Annotated in this window: 14 protein-coding genes; 8 read left to right on the top strand and 6 right to left on the bottom strand. The window is 41.5% G+C overall.

Translation table 11 applies throughout. The annotated features are described in order from the left end of the window. Window positions 1-118 precede the first annotated feature (118 nt). The 4 genes from QL886_RS05300 to sohB all read right to left on the bottom strand — a co-directional run bounded on the left by QL886_RS05300 (window position 119) and on the right by sohB (window position 4,907). Window positions 119-883, bottom strand: a complete 765-nt coding sequence (locus QL886_RS05300; protein WP_290177875.1) for a histidine phosphatase family protein — start codon at window positions 881-883, stop codon at window positions 119-121. A 48-nt stretch (window positions 884-931) separates the two neighbouring features. Continuing rightward, a complete protein-coding gene (locus QL886_RS05295; protein ID WP_290177874.1) occupies window positions 932-2,176 on the bottom strand; it encodes a phosphotransferase family protein in 1,245 nt (414 codons plus the stop codon). Window positions 2,177-2,417: 241 nt separating this feature from the next. After that, on the bottom strand, window positions 2,418-3,668 hold the full coding sequence (locus tag QL886_RS05290) for an acyl-CoA dehydrogenase family protein (protein ID WP_227679216.1): 1,251 nt from the start codon (window positions 3,666-3,668) through the stop codon (window positions 2,418-2,420). Window positions 3,669-3,926: 258 nt separating this feature from the next. Then, window positions 3,927-4,907 carry a protease SohB gene (gene sohB, locus QL886_RS05285; RefSeq protein ID WP_290177873.1) on the bottom strand — a complete coding sequence of 327 codons (981 nt, stop codon included), beginning with the start codon at window positions 4,905-4,907 and terminating at the stop codon, window positions 3,927-3,929. 374 nt (window positions 4,908-5,281) lie between these two features. On the opposite strand from sohB, the gene aspS reads away from it, so the two are divergent. The 4 genes from aspS (at window position 5,282) to QL886_RS05265 (ending at window position 10,095) form a co-directional block, all read left to right on the top strand. Next, complete coding sequence (aspS, locus tag QL886_RS05280) at window positions 5,282-7,108, top strand: aspartate--tRNA ligase (protein ID WP_102092879.1); 1,827 nt, start codon at window positions 5,282-5,284, stop codon at window positions 7,106-7,108. Between the two features lie 67 nt (window positions 7,109-7,175). Next, on the top strand, window positions 7,176-8,207 hold the full coding sequence (locus QL886_RS05275) for a lysophospholipid acyltransferase family protein (protein ID WP_102092861.1): 1,032 nt from the start codon (window positions 7,176-7,178) through the stop codon (window positions 8,205-8,207). A 133-nt stretch (window positions 8,208-8,340) separates the two neighbouring features. Then, entirely contained in the window at window positions 8,341-9,141 is an 801-nt protein-coding gene (locus QL886_RS05270; RefSeq protein WP_102092860.1) for a glycosyltransferase, read from the top strand. A 108-nt stretch (window positions 9,142-9,249) separates the two neighbouring features. Then, window positions 9,250-10,095, top strand: a complete 846-nt coding sequence (locus QL886_RS05265) for a hypothetical protein (protein WP_290177872.1) — start codon at window positions 9,250-9,252, stop codon at window positions 10,093-10,095. Window positions 10,096-10,154: 59 nt separating this feature from the next. Here QL886_RS05265 and QL886_RS05260 read toward each other — a convergent pair whose 3' ends face one another. Next, entirely contained in the window at window positions 10,155-11,321 is a 1,167-nt protein-coding gene (locus QL886_RS05260) for a glycosyltransferase (RefSeq protein WP_238053013.1), read from the bottom strand. A gap of 260 nt (window positions 11,322-11,581) precedes the next feature. Here QL886_RS05260 and QL886_RS05255 point away from each other — a divergent pair, with 260 nt between their 5' ends. From QL886_RS05255 to QL886_RS05240, 4 genes are all read left to right on the top strand, one after another. Further along, a complete protein-coding gene (locus QL886_RS05255; RefSeq protein WP_238053014.1) occupies window positions 11,582-12,592 on the top strand; it encodes a Stealth CR1 domain-containing protein in 1,011 nt (336 codons plus the stop codon). A gap of 83 nt (window positions 12,593-12,675) precedes the next feature. Further along, window positions 12,676-13,842 (top strand): nucleotide sugar dehydrogenase, encoded by a 1,167-nt coding sequence (locus tag QL886_RS05250; RefSeq protein ID WP_238053015.1) that lies wholly within the window; start codon window positions 12,676-12,678, stop codon window positions 13,840-13,842. Then, window positions 13,842-14,855, top strand: a complete 1,014-nt coding sequence (locus QL886_RS05245; protein ID WP_160021885.1) for an NAD-dependent epimerase — start codon at window positions 13,842-13,844, stop codon at window positions 14,853-14,855. Before QL886_RS05250 ends, QL886_RS05245 begins: the two co-directional genes overlap by 1 nt. Before the next feature lie 83 nt (window positions 14,856-14,938). Beyond that, window positions 14,939-15,706: a hypothetical protein gene (locus QL886_RS05240; RefSeq protein ID WP_290177871.1), complete on the top strand. Its 768-nt coding sequence runs from the start codon at window positions 14,939-14,941 to the stop codon at window positions 15,704-15,706. Between the two features lie 66 nt (window positions 15,707-15,772). Here the strand turns inward: QL886_RS05240 and QL886_RS05235 are convergent, their stop codons facing one another. Next, window positions 15,773-16,882, bottom strand: a complete 1,110-nt coding sequence (locus QL886_RS05235) for a glycosyltransferase (RefSeq protein ID WP_238053017.1) — start codon at window positions 16,880-16,882, stop codon at window positions 15,773-15,775. Window positions 16,883-16,888: the final 6 nt, after the last annotated feature.

Raw genomic sequence — 16,888 nt, 5'->3', positions numbered from 1 at the left:
ATATCGATATTACACAGAATCAAATTGGTATTTCTTAGTATAAACGTCGATAAGGCTTATACTTTAAACAGATATGACACTACCTTACCTTACCTTACCTGCATAATCATGCGCAAATTTAACGCCATGTCACGAATGGTTTGCCATCAGAGAATAAATGACTGTATTCATTTAAAGACAATAAGCGAGAACTTTGATTCTTTAAAGTAATAGAGGTCACACCCGTATTAACCAAGCTTTTATTCAGCTGATAAGCGGTTTGACTGCCTTGCCGCAATAACTGTGCAGTGATTGCAGCGATGACGCCGCCTGAAGTGAATACGAGTACGGTACTATCCTGGTCTAAGCTCATGCTTGCTACTTTCGTACGTACTTGTTCAAGGGCTTGCTGTGCACGATTATTAAACTGTGGCCAGCTTTCAAGATAATCTTGATCATTGTCACCAGCATGCCAGCGCTGCATCGCTTGATCAAATAGCTCAGCCAGTCGGGTGGCTGGGGATTCCGCTTTGGCGATTTCAGCCGAGATGTCAGATCGATTGCCAGATGCCTCTGCTGACTTAACAAACACGTCTTTATGATTAAACTCATCAAACTGCGGCAGAATATAACTATCAGGCTGATCAAAGTTGATCACAGGCGTAACAGCAGTGCCATCGCTATTACTGGCATGTACAGATGATTGGTAACGCTCCCAAAAATGACGTGCTGAGTCTTGCTGCCGAACCAACCTACCAGTAAATATGGCATCGATGCGGCGCTGTGTGGCTGCATAGTGCTGACCTAGCATTTGGGCTTGGATAGTACCTAGTTCTGAGAGTTGATCATAGTTTTCTTGTCCAAAAGACGCTTGGCCATGACGTGCTAAAAGTATGGTTGTCATAAATTATTACCTTTTATCATATTTGCTAAAGTACAGTTTACTGAATGCTTACACTTCAGGAGAGTCAGGTGCTTTTGCAAAATAACCTTTTGGTAAAATACTTTTGACCACTTTTTGAACAGGGCTTGGTAACTGCTCGATAGCGGCAGCATCTACGCCTATGTCTTCTAAATGCGGCTGAACGTGCGCATTGAATAAAGCTTCGCCTTCATATTGCGCAATTAATTTGAGACATTTAGCATGCATGACATGTATAACGAGCCAAGCGTTTTTGAACGCTGGATTGGTGGTTTGCTTATGATAATAACGATAGTAGATTTGCTGAATAATGCCTGAGAGGCGGAACAATCCGAACACTTCATAAAAGGTCCAGTTATCTATCTCTAAACCTGACTGTTTTAGATAATATTCAACCACTTCATCACGCGTCATCATGCCTTCTAAATGTGTTGGCTGACGACGGAATTGCTGCATGATGATATTGTCATCTTCTTCAATCCAGTAAGCCAACGCACTACCCAAGTCCATTAATGGATCGCCAAGGGTTGCCATCTCCCAGTCGAGCACGCCAATAACTTTGGTCGGCTCATCCGCATCAAGTATGACATTGTCAAAGCGCCAATCATTATGAATGATACAAGTTTTGCTATCGGCAGGCGTGTGCTTAGCAAGCCATTGTCTAACCAGTGCAAAGCTCGGTACATTAGGTGTCTTTGCTTTCACATAACGTTTGTCCCAACCACTGATCTGGCGTTCGCAATAACCTTCACCGCGACCCAAATTAACCAAATCAGGATGCTCGGTATAGTCTATCTGATGTAACTCTACCAAAGCGTCTAATACATTGGTGCAAAGCAGACGCGTTTGCTCAGGATTTAGATCGATACCTTCTGGTAATTCTGCACGAGGAATAATACCTTCCATCCGCTCCATCACATAAAAGTCAGCGCCGATAACAGCTTCATCCGTACATAGCGCAATCATCTCAGGTACATAAGGATAAGCATCTTTTAACGCTTTTTGAACGGTGTACTCACGCACCATGTCATGGGCAGATTTTGCTTTGGTGCCTTTTGGTGGACGACGTAATATGAGGTCTTGGTTTTTATCTTCACCTTCATACTGTAGTCGATACGTCCAGTTTGATGCGCCGCCTGAGAACTGAGTGACTGTAGGCTCGCCTACCACGTCGACACCTTGACCGCGAAGCCATTCACTGACTGCTTTGGCATCAAGCTCTTCACCCTCGCGTACGGTACCGCCTTTGTCTAGTACTTTATTATCAGTTGCCATGAGACATTCCTTATCATGTGGTCATTTATTTTTATAACAGATATGCGAGCTAGTTCTCAATTCAATTTATCTCATTCTTCTCGCTATTTTTGAAATGAAAACTTGCTCTAGTGATGAAAAATTCACTACTAAGTCGTTAATAGTGAATTTTCAATTAGCATTTTGATTGGCTTATTCTTGATAGTTGCGTGAGCAAATCGAAACTAACTCACACAACCGTTTGTTAAGATTAAGCTTAAGACTAAGCTTTGTCAGATTTAGCAGAACGACTAAAGCCTTGGCGTTTTAGTTCCAGCTTAGCAATCATGGTTTTATGTACTTCATCTGGACCGTCTGCTAAACGTAGTACACGTGCTTGCGCATAAAAGTTTGGCAGTAATGTGTCTTGACACACGCCCATACCACCATGAATCTGAATCGCCATATCGACCACTTCTTGTAGCACGGTTGGCGCCACTACTTTGATAGCAGAGATTTCAGTCAATGCGGCTTTGGTGCCCTGAGCATCCATTTTTTGGGCGGCGTACAATGTGAGCAAGCGTGCTTGGTCGATTTTGATACGAGCCTCGCTGATACGCTCAAAGTTACCACCCAATTGCAGTAACGGCTTACCAAAGGCAGTACGCGACATACCACGCTTGACCGCTAATTCAAGAGATTTTTCGGCAGCACCGATACAGCGCATGCAATGATGAATACGGCCTGGCCCTAGACGACCCTGTGCAATCTCAAAACCCTTACCAGGTCCACCAATAAAGTGGCTGACAGGTACACGTACATTTTCAAAGCTAATCTCACCATGGCCGTGCGGTGCATCGTAATCGCCAAACACTTTCAGCATACGTTTAATGTTCACACCCGGAGTCTTGACTGGCACAAGTACCATCGAATGCTGATGATGACGGTCTGCACTTTCATCCGCGGTATATGCCATCACAATCAAGACATCAACCGCAGGATCGCCAAGACCAGATGACCACCACTTACTACCATTGATGACAATCTCATCACCATCTACTACGGCGGTTGCTTGCATATTGGTTGCATCACTTGACGCCACATCAGGCTCAGTCATACAAAATACAGAGCGCGTCTTACCTTCTAGGATTGGGGTAAGCCATTTGTCTTGCTGCTCTTGAGTACCGTAACGCCATAACAGCTCCATGTTACCGCTATCAGGTGCATTACAGTTGAATACATGAGGTGCTAGCAAACTACGACCAGTCAATTCTGCGATAGGCGCATAATCAGTGACTGACAGTCCTGCACCTAATGTGTCATCTGGCAAGAATAAATTCCACAAGCCTTCTTCACGTGCTTGCTTGCGCAAATTTTCGTAGGCTTCTGGCCACTCCCAATTTTCCCAATTACCATCAGGGTTTTTCTTATGACAATCTTCCCAGAATTGGGCTTCGATAGGTTCAATATTCGTTTCGATGAACGCTTTGACTTTGGCATGCATGGCTTGACCATGTTCTGTTGCGGTAAACATTAAATTGTCGTTAGACATAAATGACTTCCTTTTCTTTATTGATTGTCTAAATCAAATGTTGATAAAAAGCTCTACTAGAGCTTTAGTGCACGCACGTATACTGTTTTCCGTGTGCTACATTTATAACACAGCAATTGTCAATAAACAGCAAAAAGGCGCGACCCGTTAGGACACGCCTTTTACAAAATACAAACAGTGTATTGCTGAACATATGACCGTTAAAATATTAGCTATCAGACATCATAATGATATCTAACACTATTTTAGAATATTCAAGCGGCTGTTTGACTCAAAACGTGCGAGCGCATCTGGCAGTTTATCCACTGCCATACTGAGCGTCGCTTCTGCGGTTTGCGCAAGGCCCAGCTTCTCTGCCAGCGTCGGTTTCTGACGTGAATGTAATGCGTACACTTCATTGTCTTCCATACGCTCTAAAATGTAGCTGTCAGAGGTCTGCAAGCTGTCAATCAGGTTAAGCTTTAACGCATCCTCACCATACCAATGCTCACCTGTGGCCACTTTGGCAACATCAAGTTCTGGACGATAGGTATTGACGAAATGCTTGAATAGCTCGTGCGTCTGCTCTAGCTCTTCTTGGTATTTGGCACGATCTTCGGCATCGTTTTCGCCAAACACCGTCACCGTGCGTTTATAGTCGCCAGCCGTAAACATCTCATAATCGACATCATGGTTTTTGAGCCATTTATGAAAGTTTGGCAATTGTGATACCACGCCGATTGAGCCAATAATCGCAAATGGCGCTGCCACCACATTGTCTGCCACGCACGCCATCATGTAGCCACCACTCGCCGCCACTTTATCGACGCATACTGTGAGCTTTAGGCCAGCGTCCTTTAAGCGCACCAATTGCGCGGCTGCCAATCCATAACCATGCACCAAACCGCCACCTGATTCGAGGCGTACAATCACTTCATCGCCTTTGTTAGCGGTACTGATTAAGGTGCTGATTTCTTCGCGCAGATGCTTAACGGCAGTGGCTTTGATGTCACCTTCAAAATCCAAAACAAAAACTTGCGAGGCATTGTCAGTATTTTTTTTCTGCTTTTTACTTTTTGCTTTTAGCGCCTGCTTGGCTTTTTTTGCCATTGTTTTTTTGAATGCTTTAAGCGCAGCTTTGCCTTGGGTGGCTTCCATTAAATCTTCACGGCGCTGTTTTTGCGCTTCATTTAAATGTCTTACTTTTAGCTCAACCGGGTTTTTTGGTGGATGAAATAGCATGATTACAAATCCTCAAGTCAGTAGGTATATCAATATAGATGTTTTTATTCAGGTACGGTTGATATGCGCACGCTCGCTGGTATTTTCAAGCAAAATGACAATATTTAACCTAATATAGATATCGCTCAATAAATACAGCCGATACCAATGCATGGCTACGCTTTGATTGAACTCAGCCGGTTGTATAACAAAGGTAGATTAGGCATAATATGCGTTTATAACAAATTTTCTGCAGCCAACGTGATGACCATATGTCTTAATCGCGTTGTTTGTGTGTTTTTTTTGCAAATAGCTTGAAACGCACAACAATGGCTGCATTATTGTACTTCGAATTGGGCTGATAACTGGATAACCATATTATGACGCAAAGCACTATGACGCATAGCGAATACCGAGACGAGTATTGCGGAGCTGTAACCGAGAGCTTGCTTGAGCAAACCATTAGTATCGTAGGCTGGGTACATCGTCGTCGCGATCACGGTGGCGTGATTTTCTTAGACATGCGTGACCGCGCTGGTATCTTACAGGTCGTGGTCGACCCTGATACCCCTGAAGCATTTGCGACTGCTGATGCTGTACGTCCTGAATACGTGCTAAAGATAACTGGCCGCGTACGTCGTCGTTATGAAGGTACTGAAAATAATAATATGACCAGTGGCCAAATTGAGCTATTGGGCAAAGAAATTGAAGTACTGGCTAAGTCTGAAACACCGCCATTCCCATTGAATGACGAAAAAACGACGGTATCTGAAGACTTGCGTCTAAAATATCGTTATCTTGATATGCGTCGTCCGCAAATGCAAGAGCGTATGGTGTTCCGTGCCAAGGCAACGTCAGCGATTCGTCGTTATTTAGACGATCATGGTTTCTTGGACGTTGAGACACCTATCTTGACTCGTGCAACGCCTGAAGGTGCGCGTGATTATCTTGTACCATCACGTACCCGTCCAGGTAACTTCTTTGCCCTGCCGCAGTCACCACAGCTATTTAAGCAATTATTGATGGTGTCAGGTTTTGATCGTTATTATCAAATTGCTAAATGCTTCCGTGATGAAGATTTACGTGCCGATCGTCAGCCTGAATTTACTCAGGTGGATATCGAGACTTCTTTCTTGAACGAAGAAGAAATCATGAACATCAACGAAGGTCTTATCAAGCATTTGTTCAAGACCATGATGGATGTTGAGTTTGAGCAGTTCCCTCGCATGACTTACGCAGAAGCAATGCGCGACTATGCATCAGACAAGCCTGACTTACGTATTCCTCTAAAGTTGGTTGACGTTGCAGACCTGATGAAAGACGTCGACTTTAAGGTATTTGCCGGTCCTGCGAACGATCCTAAAGGTCGTGTCGCTGCCCTACGCATTCCTGGTGGCGCTTCATTGAGCCGTAAGCAAATCGATGCTTATACCAAGTTTGTTGGTATTTATGGCGCACGCGGTTTGGCTTATATCAAAGTCAATGACGCTAGCAGTATCAACAATGGTGTGGATAAAGAGTCTGGCCTACAGTCTCCAATCATCAAAAATATGACTGATGACGTACTTGTGAGCTTAATCGAGCGTACTGCTGCAGAAGATGGCGACATTATCTTCTTTGGTGCAGATAAAGCCAGTGTCGTGAATGATGCAATTGGTGCATTACGCCAAAAAATCGGTCTAGATCTTGAAATGACGACTTGTGAATGGGCCCCACTTTGGGTGACCGACTTCCCGATGTTTGAAGAGACTGACGATGGTCGCTGGACGTCGATGCATCATCCATTCACTAAGCCTAAAGGCTCAGTTGAAGAGTTGAAAAACAATCCAGAGTCTGCCCTTTCTATCGCCTATGACATGGTATTGAACGGTACTGAGATTGGTGGTGGTAGCTTACGTATCAATACTTACGATATGCAGCAAGCTGTACTTGAAGCCTTGGGTATTGGTGAGCAAGAAGCTGAAGACAAATTCGGTTTCTTACTTGATGCCCTAAAATTCGGTGCACCACCGCATGGCGGCCTAGCATTTGGTTTGGATCGTTTGATTATGTTGATGGTAGGCGCAAGCTCTATCCGTGACGTTATCGCTTTCCCAAAAACCAAAACAGCTGATTGCCCATTGACCCAAGCACCTGCTGGCGTTGATAGCAAACAACTGCGTGAGCTTGGTATCCGTGTGCGTGAAAAAGCACAAGCTGATACTAACAAGCCTGCTGAATAAATCGTTTGATGATGCGCGGTTGCTGTCTACAGTGCTTGTTATGTGATTCATTACCATGTGAGTGGTCATGAATCCGTATCATATTTTCAAAGTCGTGCCATTGTCTGTACTGCAGATGCTGGCACGTTTTGTTGCGTGGGTTATCATTAAGATACCCAGTCTAAGTATCATGCGTACCATTCAGATCAATCTGGCGCTGATTACTCACACACTGTCTGAGCAGCAAAAACGTGCGTTGACCAAAGACATCATCTATCATCAATGTTTGACCAGTATTGAATCTATAAAAAGCTGGGCGATGCCTCCTGAGTGGAGTATCGCTCAGATTTGTGATGTCCATAATAAAGACATTTTTTTAGAAGGTCTTGACAATCCAAATGGCATGCTTGCTATCGTCCCGCATCTCGGCACTTGGGAGATGATGAATGCTTGGCTCAACCAGTTTGGTGCGCCAACCATTATGTATAAGCCAGTTGACGGCAAATTCGCTAACGAGTTTATCCTTCAGGGTCGAGCGCGACTTAATGCCACTTTGGTACCTACTGATGGGAGCGGCGTTAAAGCCGTGTTTAAAACACTCAAGCAAGGTGGTTTTAGTATTGTATTGCCCGACCACGTTCCAGAGCCATCAGGCGGTGTTGTTGTTCCGTTCTTTGGTATCAAAACATTGACCAGTACCCTTGCCTCAAAATTGGCGAGCAAGACCAAATGTGCGCTGGTTGGCTTATCTTGTATTCGCCGTACCGATGGACGCGGTTTTGATATTTACTGCTACAAACTCAACGATCCAGCCTTGTATGACCGTAATGCTGAAGTGGCAACTCATGCTCTCAATCAGGCCATGGAGCGTATGATTACAGACAACTACAGTCATTATATGTGGGGCTATCGACGTTTTAAGCGTATACCAGACTTAGGCAATCCTTACCGAAAAGATAAAGAGACTTTAGCAGCCTTTATTCAATCTCACCATTCTAACGTTTCTAGTCGCTCTGATAGTAATATCAACGATAGCGTTAAAAATGACAATGTTGAAAGCGACAATGTTGAAAACGATAGTACTGTTAAAAATGATAACACTAAGCTCGACAATCATTAGTCATAACCAACCTAGCGTTGCACTATTTAGACGTACCATCAGTCACAGCTATGCTAATATTGGCTGAACTCTATATTCTTTTACTTTTATTAGTCCTTCATTTATCTGACTATTATCTCAATACGAGTGCATTATGACATCTGACGTAACTAAGACCTCATCTATAGACCCTCATCAAACCATCACAAATGCTGCTGAACAGCGTTATATCATCTGTATGAAATGGGGCGACAAATATGGTCCTGAATATGTCAATCGTCTCTACAACATGGTTAGTCGACATCTAACCTTGGATTTTAAAATGGTTTGCTTGACCGATGACAGCACAGGTATTGACCCTACGATTGCCTGCTATCCGATACCTGACATGGATTTACCAGCAGGTCCTGAACGTGGTTGGAAAAAACTGACTACCTTTAAGCCTGAGCTGTATGATTTAAAAGGTGTGGCCCTATTTTTAGATATTGATATCGTCATTGTCGATAATATCGATGCGTTTTTTACTTATCAAGCTGAGCATGAGGACAGTGTCGTCATCATCCGCGACTGGAAAAAACCTTGGCGCATGATTGGCAACAGCTCCGTCTACCGCTTTAATATTGGCATGAATACCTATCCTGATTTGCTGTCCAATTTTGAGCGGAACTTTGAAACCATTCGCACCCAAGTACGTCACGAGCAGGCTTACCTCTCTAACTATTTGCGTGAGCATCATCACCTAGAGTATTGGGACAAAACATGGTGTGTCAGCTTTAAGTACCAATGTATTGCGCCGATTCCTTTTAACTTTGTGCGCACACCTACTCTGCCGGATGATGCAAAAATCGTTATCTTCCACGGTGAGATTAACCCGCCCGATGCAATTGCTGGTAGTGGCGGTAAATGGTATCGGCATGTGAAGCCAAGCCCATGGTTGAAAGACCATTGGCAATAAATGCTTAGTAATTAACCATATGTAGGCAATTTATAATTAGCGTAAAGGCAGTGTATTAAGATATAAGATAGGTGAAATAAACGACTGGAAAATAGTATGGCGCTATATTTGAGATTACCTGCTACCGCTGGGTTCAACATTGATAATGAGCTCATCATTATCAATGCTTTTAATGCCAATGAACCTGAACAAAGCCTGCATGGAAAAGACGTCAATATTATCGCCTCAGGACCATCTATACAGCAGCTGCCGTTAGCAGAGCTCCTAGATACGCCTACTATTTTTGTTAATGGCAGTATCAGCCTGGTTGGGCAGCATCAGTTTACCGATATTGCTGGTTACGTCATCAGTGATGCGCGCTTTATCAATCATCAGCCTGAGATTTTACAGCAGTACTATACAGGGCAACCTCTATATGCAACGTTAGCTGTCTTTGAAGCGATGGCCACCACGCACCCTGATATTATGCGAACGTACCATCATGCCATGCGAGTGTTGTACCCAGTAGATAGGCCATGGGGAGTGAAGTCAAACAAGCTATCTTTTAATAAGCTGATCTTTAAGAAAAAATTACTCAATAAAAAAATGCCGCTATCCTACTTTATCAATAATCCAAACTTTATTATTGATAGTAATCATAAAGCGGCTGACATCGGCGTCTCTCTTAACATTACTCATGGATTTGTGGAAGCAGGTACTGTCGCTTATGTCGCAGCGCAATTGGCGTTTTCGCGTCAAGCAGCGTGTATTCATCTATATGGTATTGACCTGCTTAACAGTAAGCAACCACGGTTTTATGAAAATAAAAACAATAGTGCACCAAGTATGCTCAGCAAAGTCATGAACGAGCGCATTGTGCCTTCGTTTAACTTGCTAGGCAGAATCTATCAATCGCATGGTGTACCCGTCGTCAACCACTCTCCTATCTCTAAATCGCTATTTGATACTTTCTAGTTAATGACTCGCCGTTGATAACCTCTACTTGATGGCGTTTAATTAAGAACCACTACAAGTTATAAACCCTCATTTTTATCTGAATCTAAAACATAACCAAACGCTAAGTACTGTCTTGCAATATGTTCAGGCAGTAACTGCTGGTTTAGCGGCACGATATAATCTGTAAGGTTGTCTATGGCTTGATCGATGAGAGTGGCCAAGCCATCAATATCACCTACCGCAATCAAGTTCTGCTCGGGTAATAGCTCTCGTGGACCAAAAGGACAATCCGTACTGATTACTGGTACGCCCAGTGCTTGCGCCTCTACGATGACATAGCCAAAGCCTTCAAACTTAGAGGTGAGTACCATCAGTGCAGCTGATCTAATTAATGGATAAGGGTTGGTCTGGAAGCCTAAAAACTTAATACAATCGCTAATATTTAGTTGGACAGCCAACTGTTCAATCTCTGCTTCAAGCCTACCTTTACCTACTAGCACTAATGGCAGCTTTCGTTCTGTTTTGGCATACGCCTGTAGCAAGTCTCGATGACCTTTCATGTCATCAAATGAGGCGACATGTATAATGTACTCTTTATCTACTAATCCGAAATGTTCAAGATGGCTAGATGCTGCTGCTTTGGTCTTTATACCAGTAGCATCACAAGGATTATAGATTGTTGTGGTTTTGGTGATATTTCCTATAAGAGCAATCAAATCTTGGTGTGCACCCTTACTCACACAGCTACAAGGATGAGCGCCATAGACCAGTTTCAAATGATTTATAGTCTGTACTGGCGACTCTAATAACTGGTTTTGGAACTGCTTAGATAGCGCCGTATGCAGTACATTTACGATGTTTGGCAACTGGCTATATGCCATCATCCAGTTTATTTTATAGATATTAGCCAGTATCAAATCTGGCTTCCCTATTTGGCTAAGCACGTAAGTGTCAATACGCTTAGCGACTGATTCGTAGGCTTGTGCTTGCGTAGATTCTGGGTCGAGATTCTGCTCAGAAAACACCTCATCATATGGCACGATGTGATATTGCACACGAGCGTCTAGTAGCATATCTTGCGTCGCTTCCAAACATAGAATATGAGTACGATAGCCCATATCTGCATAAGTGCTTGCCAACGTCGCAACCATACGCTCAGCACCGCGACCTTCAAGCGCTTTTAAAATAAATAGAATAATAGGTGGCATTGGTGTCTCAGCTTGGTTTTTTAACGGTATAGGCATGATAGGTTAGCCAAATGAATGCATCTATGGTCATAATTATTGCAGCGTTCTAACTTTATATGCTAGTCTCACCTACCGCTGGTGCTCGGCATTTACTCAGTAAAGTACGAGCAGGATTTAACGGTATCTCTATAAAAAATGATAATAAGTCTAACTATCTGAATCGATTAAACCTTGTTAATAATCGCATCAGCAAATATCATAGCTGGTCTAATATAGCTACTAAAATAGATGCATATCCGATGAGAGCAGGATCAGTTATGAAGCAGCCTAATGAAAGTACATTAGACATCGTCATTGCTTGGGTAGATGGCGCAGACCCTATACTCAAACAAAAGCGAGAACAGTATAAGCCAACTAAAGAAGTGGCATCTGACGCAATAACTGACACGCGTTTCGCCAGTGACGATGAGATATATTATAATATTGCTTCTATCATCAAATATGTGCCTTTTTGTCGTCATATATATGTCGTCACAGATCAACAAAAGCCAGCGTTCATCGATGAGTTTGCCAAGCAAGGTATTTGCTCAGCAGATAAAATACGCATTGTTGATCATAAGGACATATTTTTAGGTTATGAAGAATTTTTACCGACCTTCAACACTCGATCAATTGAGACGATGATTTGGAATATCCAAGGATTGTCTGACTATTTTATCTATATGAACGATGATTTCTTTTTTAATCAACCAGTGACGATAGATGACTTTTTAGACAGTGAGAAGCTAATCATTCATGGTGAGTGGCGTAAAAGTGCTGCTTTGAATGCCAAGCTTAATTTTCGAAAATCACGCTTTAAATTGTTTGGCACATCGATACAGCCAAGGCATACTATCGCGCAAATGTTAAGTGCTAAAATACTGGGCATGAATCAGTTTTTTGAAATTCATCATTACCCTCATATTGTCGATAAAAACATCTTAAAGTCCCATTTGTTGAATCATCCGCAATTATTGACCGAGCAGATAAAATACAAATTCAGAGATGTCGCCCAAGTTAACCCTATAACACTGATGAATCATCTGAAAATTCAAAAAAGCGAAGCACACTTAAAGCATAATACCTCTATCAACTATCTAAAAAATGAGAATAGCGTAGAGGACTTTATCATTGCTTTAGAAGATAAAACTATCAAATATGGTTGTATTCAAAGTTTGGATCTTTTGAAACCAGATTTGTATAAAAAAATCAGTCAAGCTATGAGGCACAAGTTCTTAGATTATCTGCCTAATTCCGTGTTAGAAAACACAAATAATGAGCCTAAATGAATTCAGACTAAGCTTGAACTATAATGATGATTACTCACTCTTGATTTAAACCAATAAAAGCTTAAAAATTACTTGGATATATTATGAAAATAGCAGTAGTAGGTACAGGCTACGTAGGCTTATCGAATGCAATGCTGTTAGCACAGCATAATGAAGTCGTTGCTGTCGATGTCATCGCTGAAAAAATAGCCTTGTTAAATGCCAAGCAGTCTCCTATCGAAGATACAGATATCGAAGATTTTTTATTGCATAAAGAGCTCAATTTTTCTGCAACGCTGGATGCCAAAGAAGCTTATAAAGATGCAGATTTCATCATCGTTGCCACGCCGACTGATTATGATACCAAGACCAATTATTTTAATACATCAACGGTAGAATCAGTGATTGAGCAAGTACTTTTTGTCAATCAACAAGCGACCATTATTATTAAGTCCACAGTACCAGTGGGCTATACAACAAGTATCAGAGAACGTTATGCGACTGATCGCATTATTTTTTCGCCTGAGTTTTTGCGAGAAGGTAAGGCACTACATGACAACCTTTATCCTTCACGTATCATTGTAGGCGCACAGTCTGAGCAGGCTCGAATATTTGCCAATCTTTTACTTGAGGGTGCAGTCAAAAAAGATGCACCGCTGTTATTTGTAGAGTCTACTGAAGCTGAAGCGATCAAATTATTTTCTAATACTTATCTAGCGATGCGCGTGGCTTATTTTAATGAGCTTGATACTTATGCGCAAACCTTTGGACTTGAGACCAAACAAATCATCGAAGGGATTGGCTTAGACCCTCGTATTGGCAATCATTATAATAACCCTTCTTTTGGCTATGGCGGCTACTGTCTGCCCAAAGATACTAAGCAGTTATTAGCAAATTACGATGAAGTACCAAGCAACCTAATAAAAGCCATTGTCGATTCTAATAGGACCCGCAAAGACTTTATTGCAGATAAAATCATCGAAAGACAGCCAAAAATCGTGGGAATACATCGCCTAGTGATGAAAAGTGGGTCAGATAACTTTAGAGCATCTGCCATACAAGGCATCATGAAACGTATCAAGGCAAAAGGTATCGAGGTTGTTGTCTACGAACCTGTGCTAAAAGAAGACAATTTCTTTAATTCGCGTGTGATTCAAGATTTAGAAACCTTTAAATCAGTGAGTGATGTCATTGTCGCAAACCGCCTATCTGACGATATAAAAGATGTCGCAGACAAAGTATTCACTCGCGATCTGTTTGGGAGCGACTAATGAAAATACTGGTCACTGGTGCGGCAGGTTTTATTGGTTTTCATTTAATCAAGGCGATACTAGAAACAGATCTATCTGCTAGGGATTACTGTATCGTTGGTATCGACAATATCAACGACTATTATGATACAGATCTAAAAGAAGCGCGTTTGAGAATATTAGGTGAGATATCAGATCCAGAAATTTTTACATTTATTAAGTTAGATCTGGCTGATCGTGAAGCCATATCTGAGCTTTTTGCAACCTATCAATTTGATACAGTTGTTAATTTAGGTGCCCAAGCAGGTGTGCGCTATTCTATCGAAAACCCTAACGCGTATATCGACTCAAATGTGGTTGGCTTTGTTAATATTCTAGAAGGCTGTCGTCACCACGATATTAAGCACTTAATCTACGCAAGCTCTAGCTCTGTTTATGGTATGAATATAAAGCAGCCATTTACCACTGCTGATTGTGTTGATTTTCCTATCAGCCTATATGCCGCTACCAAAAAATCCAACGAGCTTATGGCACATAGCTATAGTCATTTATATAATATACCTACGACAGGATTAAGGTTTTTCACCGTTTACGGTCCTTATGGTCGACCTGATATGGCGTACTTTTCTTTTACTAAGAAAATTCTGGCTGGCGAGCCAATTAATGTATTCAATAATGGTGTTATGCAGCGTGACTTTACGTATATTGATGATATCGTCAACGGCATTATTCGTATAATTAATAAGGCCCCTTCGCCCCAGCATTCTACTATTACGACTGCAGCTGCCCCCTATAAGATTTACAACATTGGTAATAATCAGCCAGTCACTTTGCGCCGTTTTATTACTGCTATTGAAAACGCTTGTGGTAAAAAAGCGCAAGAAAACTTATTGCCTATGCAAGCAGGCGACGTACCGATTACTTACGCCGATATAGATGAGTTGGTAGAGGACATTGGCTTTAAGCCTGAAACCAGTATCGAAGAAGGTATCAAACAATTTGTTGACTGGTATAAACAGTATTATTCAGTCTAAACAAACAACAATGATCTCTAAGACTTATATTATAGAGATTACGGCGCTAATATCTTTATATATTTTTAGAGGATTTTGATAATATGGCTACACCTTCAAGTTGGCAGAGAAAATTGCTATTGATCTTTCGAAGCGAAAAAAGATTGAATGCAGGTAAGATTATCAAAACCTATAATGATAGAAGCTTTGATGAGATGAAAGCAACAACCATTACTGAATCAATGTGTGATATTGAAGCGTTAACTGATGAGCGTAAAAGCACAGATTTAGAAAACCATTTGAATAACTTGAAATACAAATCACTTGGTGAGTCTGAGCTCTGCTTTTATCACAACACGCTTATTATACTAATGCGCCGTAAGTACAAAATAGATAAAATATTCGCTGAATTTGAAAAGTTATGGGAGGCAGAGAGCGACTATTTATTGACACATCTGTCGTTGCGCTGGATTGTCTCTGCTTGCGATACGTTTATTGATCATTCAGACAATACTCATAGAGCAGCTATCTTGATGAATGTGGTCACTTTAATGAATACTTTACGTACTTATGAGACCAAAAACTTTCTGCAGTTATCCACTAATGCTAAATCTATGCCATTGCTAACTGAAAAAACAGATATGCTTTATGCTGGTGACCTGCCCCTATACGATGGTCTTACTTATTTTCGTATCGGCACCGATGATAGCTTGAGAAATATGCGAAAACGCTATAATAAATTTCAGAAAGTTGATAAATTGGCCACGACCATGTTACTGGCAGTGTTTGAAAAACTGCAGAATAATGACAGTGCTTTTGCTACTCTACGGCAGTTGCACAGAGATGATTGGTCTAAATGGTGGTTGGATTAGTCTATCTCATATATTACTACACGACTACGACCTGCACTTTTCATCAATGCTGTAACTAAGTGAGGCCTAACCATTTTTTGCCATAAAATCTATATATTGTTGAGCAATATTAATTGGTAATAACTCCATGTCAAACGAGGACTGATATGTATCAGCATTCTCCATTGCTTCATCCATCTTTTTAGCTAATGTATCCACATCTCCCACAGGGACGAGGTTGTGTGGTGGTAGCAACTCACTTGGACCCGATGGGCAGTCTGTACTGATAACAGGTGTCCCTAAAGCCAGTGATTCAGCAATAACCCGTCCAAATCCCTCAAATACTGATGACAAAACCATAAACTGTGCTTTTTGGATATAAGGATATGGATTTTTTTGAAAACCTAAAAAATGTACACGGTTCTCCAAACCTAAAGAAGTAACCAGCTCTTTCATTGACTCTAGCAATACACCTTCACCCAATAATAGAAGTGGCAATGTTTTCCGAGTCTTTGCATAACTTCTAATCAACACTTCATGAGCTTTTTGAGTCTTAAAACTACCAACGTGAATAATGTAACTGTCAAACTCTGGCTCGAACTCTAACGCCGATTGCACAATCTGTCTTTGGTCAATCGGGTTGTATATTGTCGTTGTATTCGTCACACCCAATGTAGCTTGAAAGTCTTTTTCGACTCCTTTACTAATACATATACAAGGATGCCGAGAATATATATTGCTTAATCTTTTATCATTTGCTTTTTTGCCTTGGCTTCTAAACAATTCAATTTTTTTAGAAATAGTATTTCTAATTACGTGTGCGATATTGGGCAGACTACTATGGCGCAAGACCATATCGGCTTTATCTAAATTCGCTAGCGTCAATATTGGAGTACCAATCTCTTTGCGCACGTATCTGTCTAATACTTTTGCAAAATACCAGTACCTAAGACGTTTCGTAGGTATAGAGTTATAATCATTTAGGTCCAGTTGATGATAAGAAATATCATTACTGAGCTCATAAGCTACTCTAGATTTAAAGCGTAAAATATGGACGTCATAACCTAACTCATGAAAACCTTGTCCCAGCGTCAAGACCGAACGTTCTGCACCGCCACCTTGCAAGCAGTTAATAACCAATAGCACTTTTTCTTTACTATTCGAATGTTCTTTTTTTTCTGTATTATTATCAATCATTTATTA

Source organism: Psychrobacter sp. APC 3281 (genome assembly GCF_030407815.1).
Taxonomy (GTDB): Bacteria; Pseudomonadota; Gammaproteobacteria; order Pseudomonadales; family Moraxellaceae; genus Psychrobacter.
This window is presented reverse-complemented; position numbering and strand designations above follow the sequence as displayed.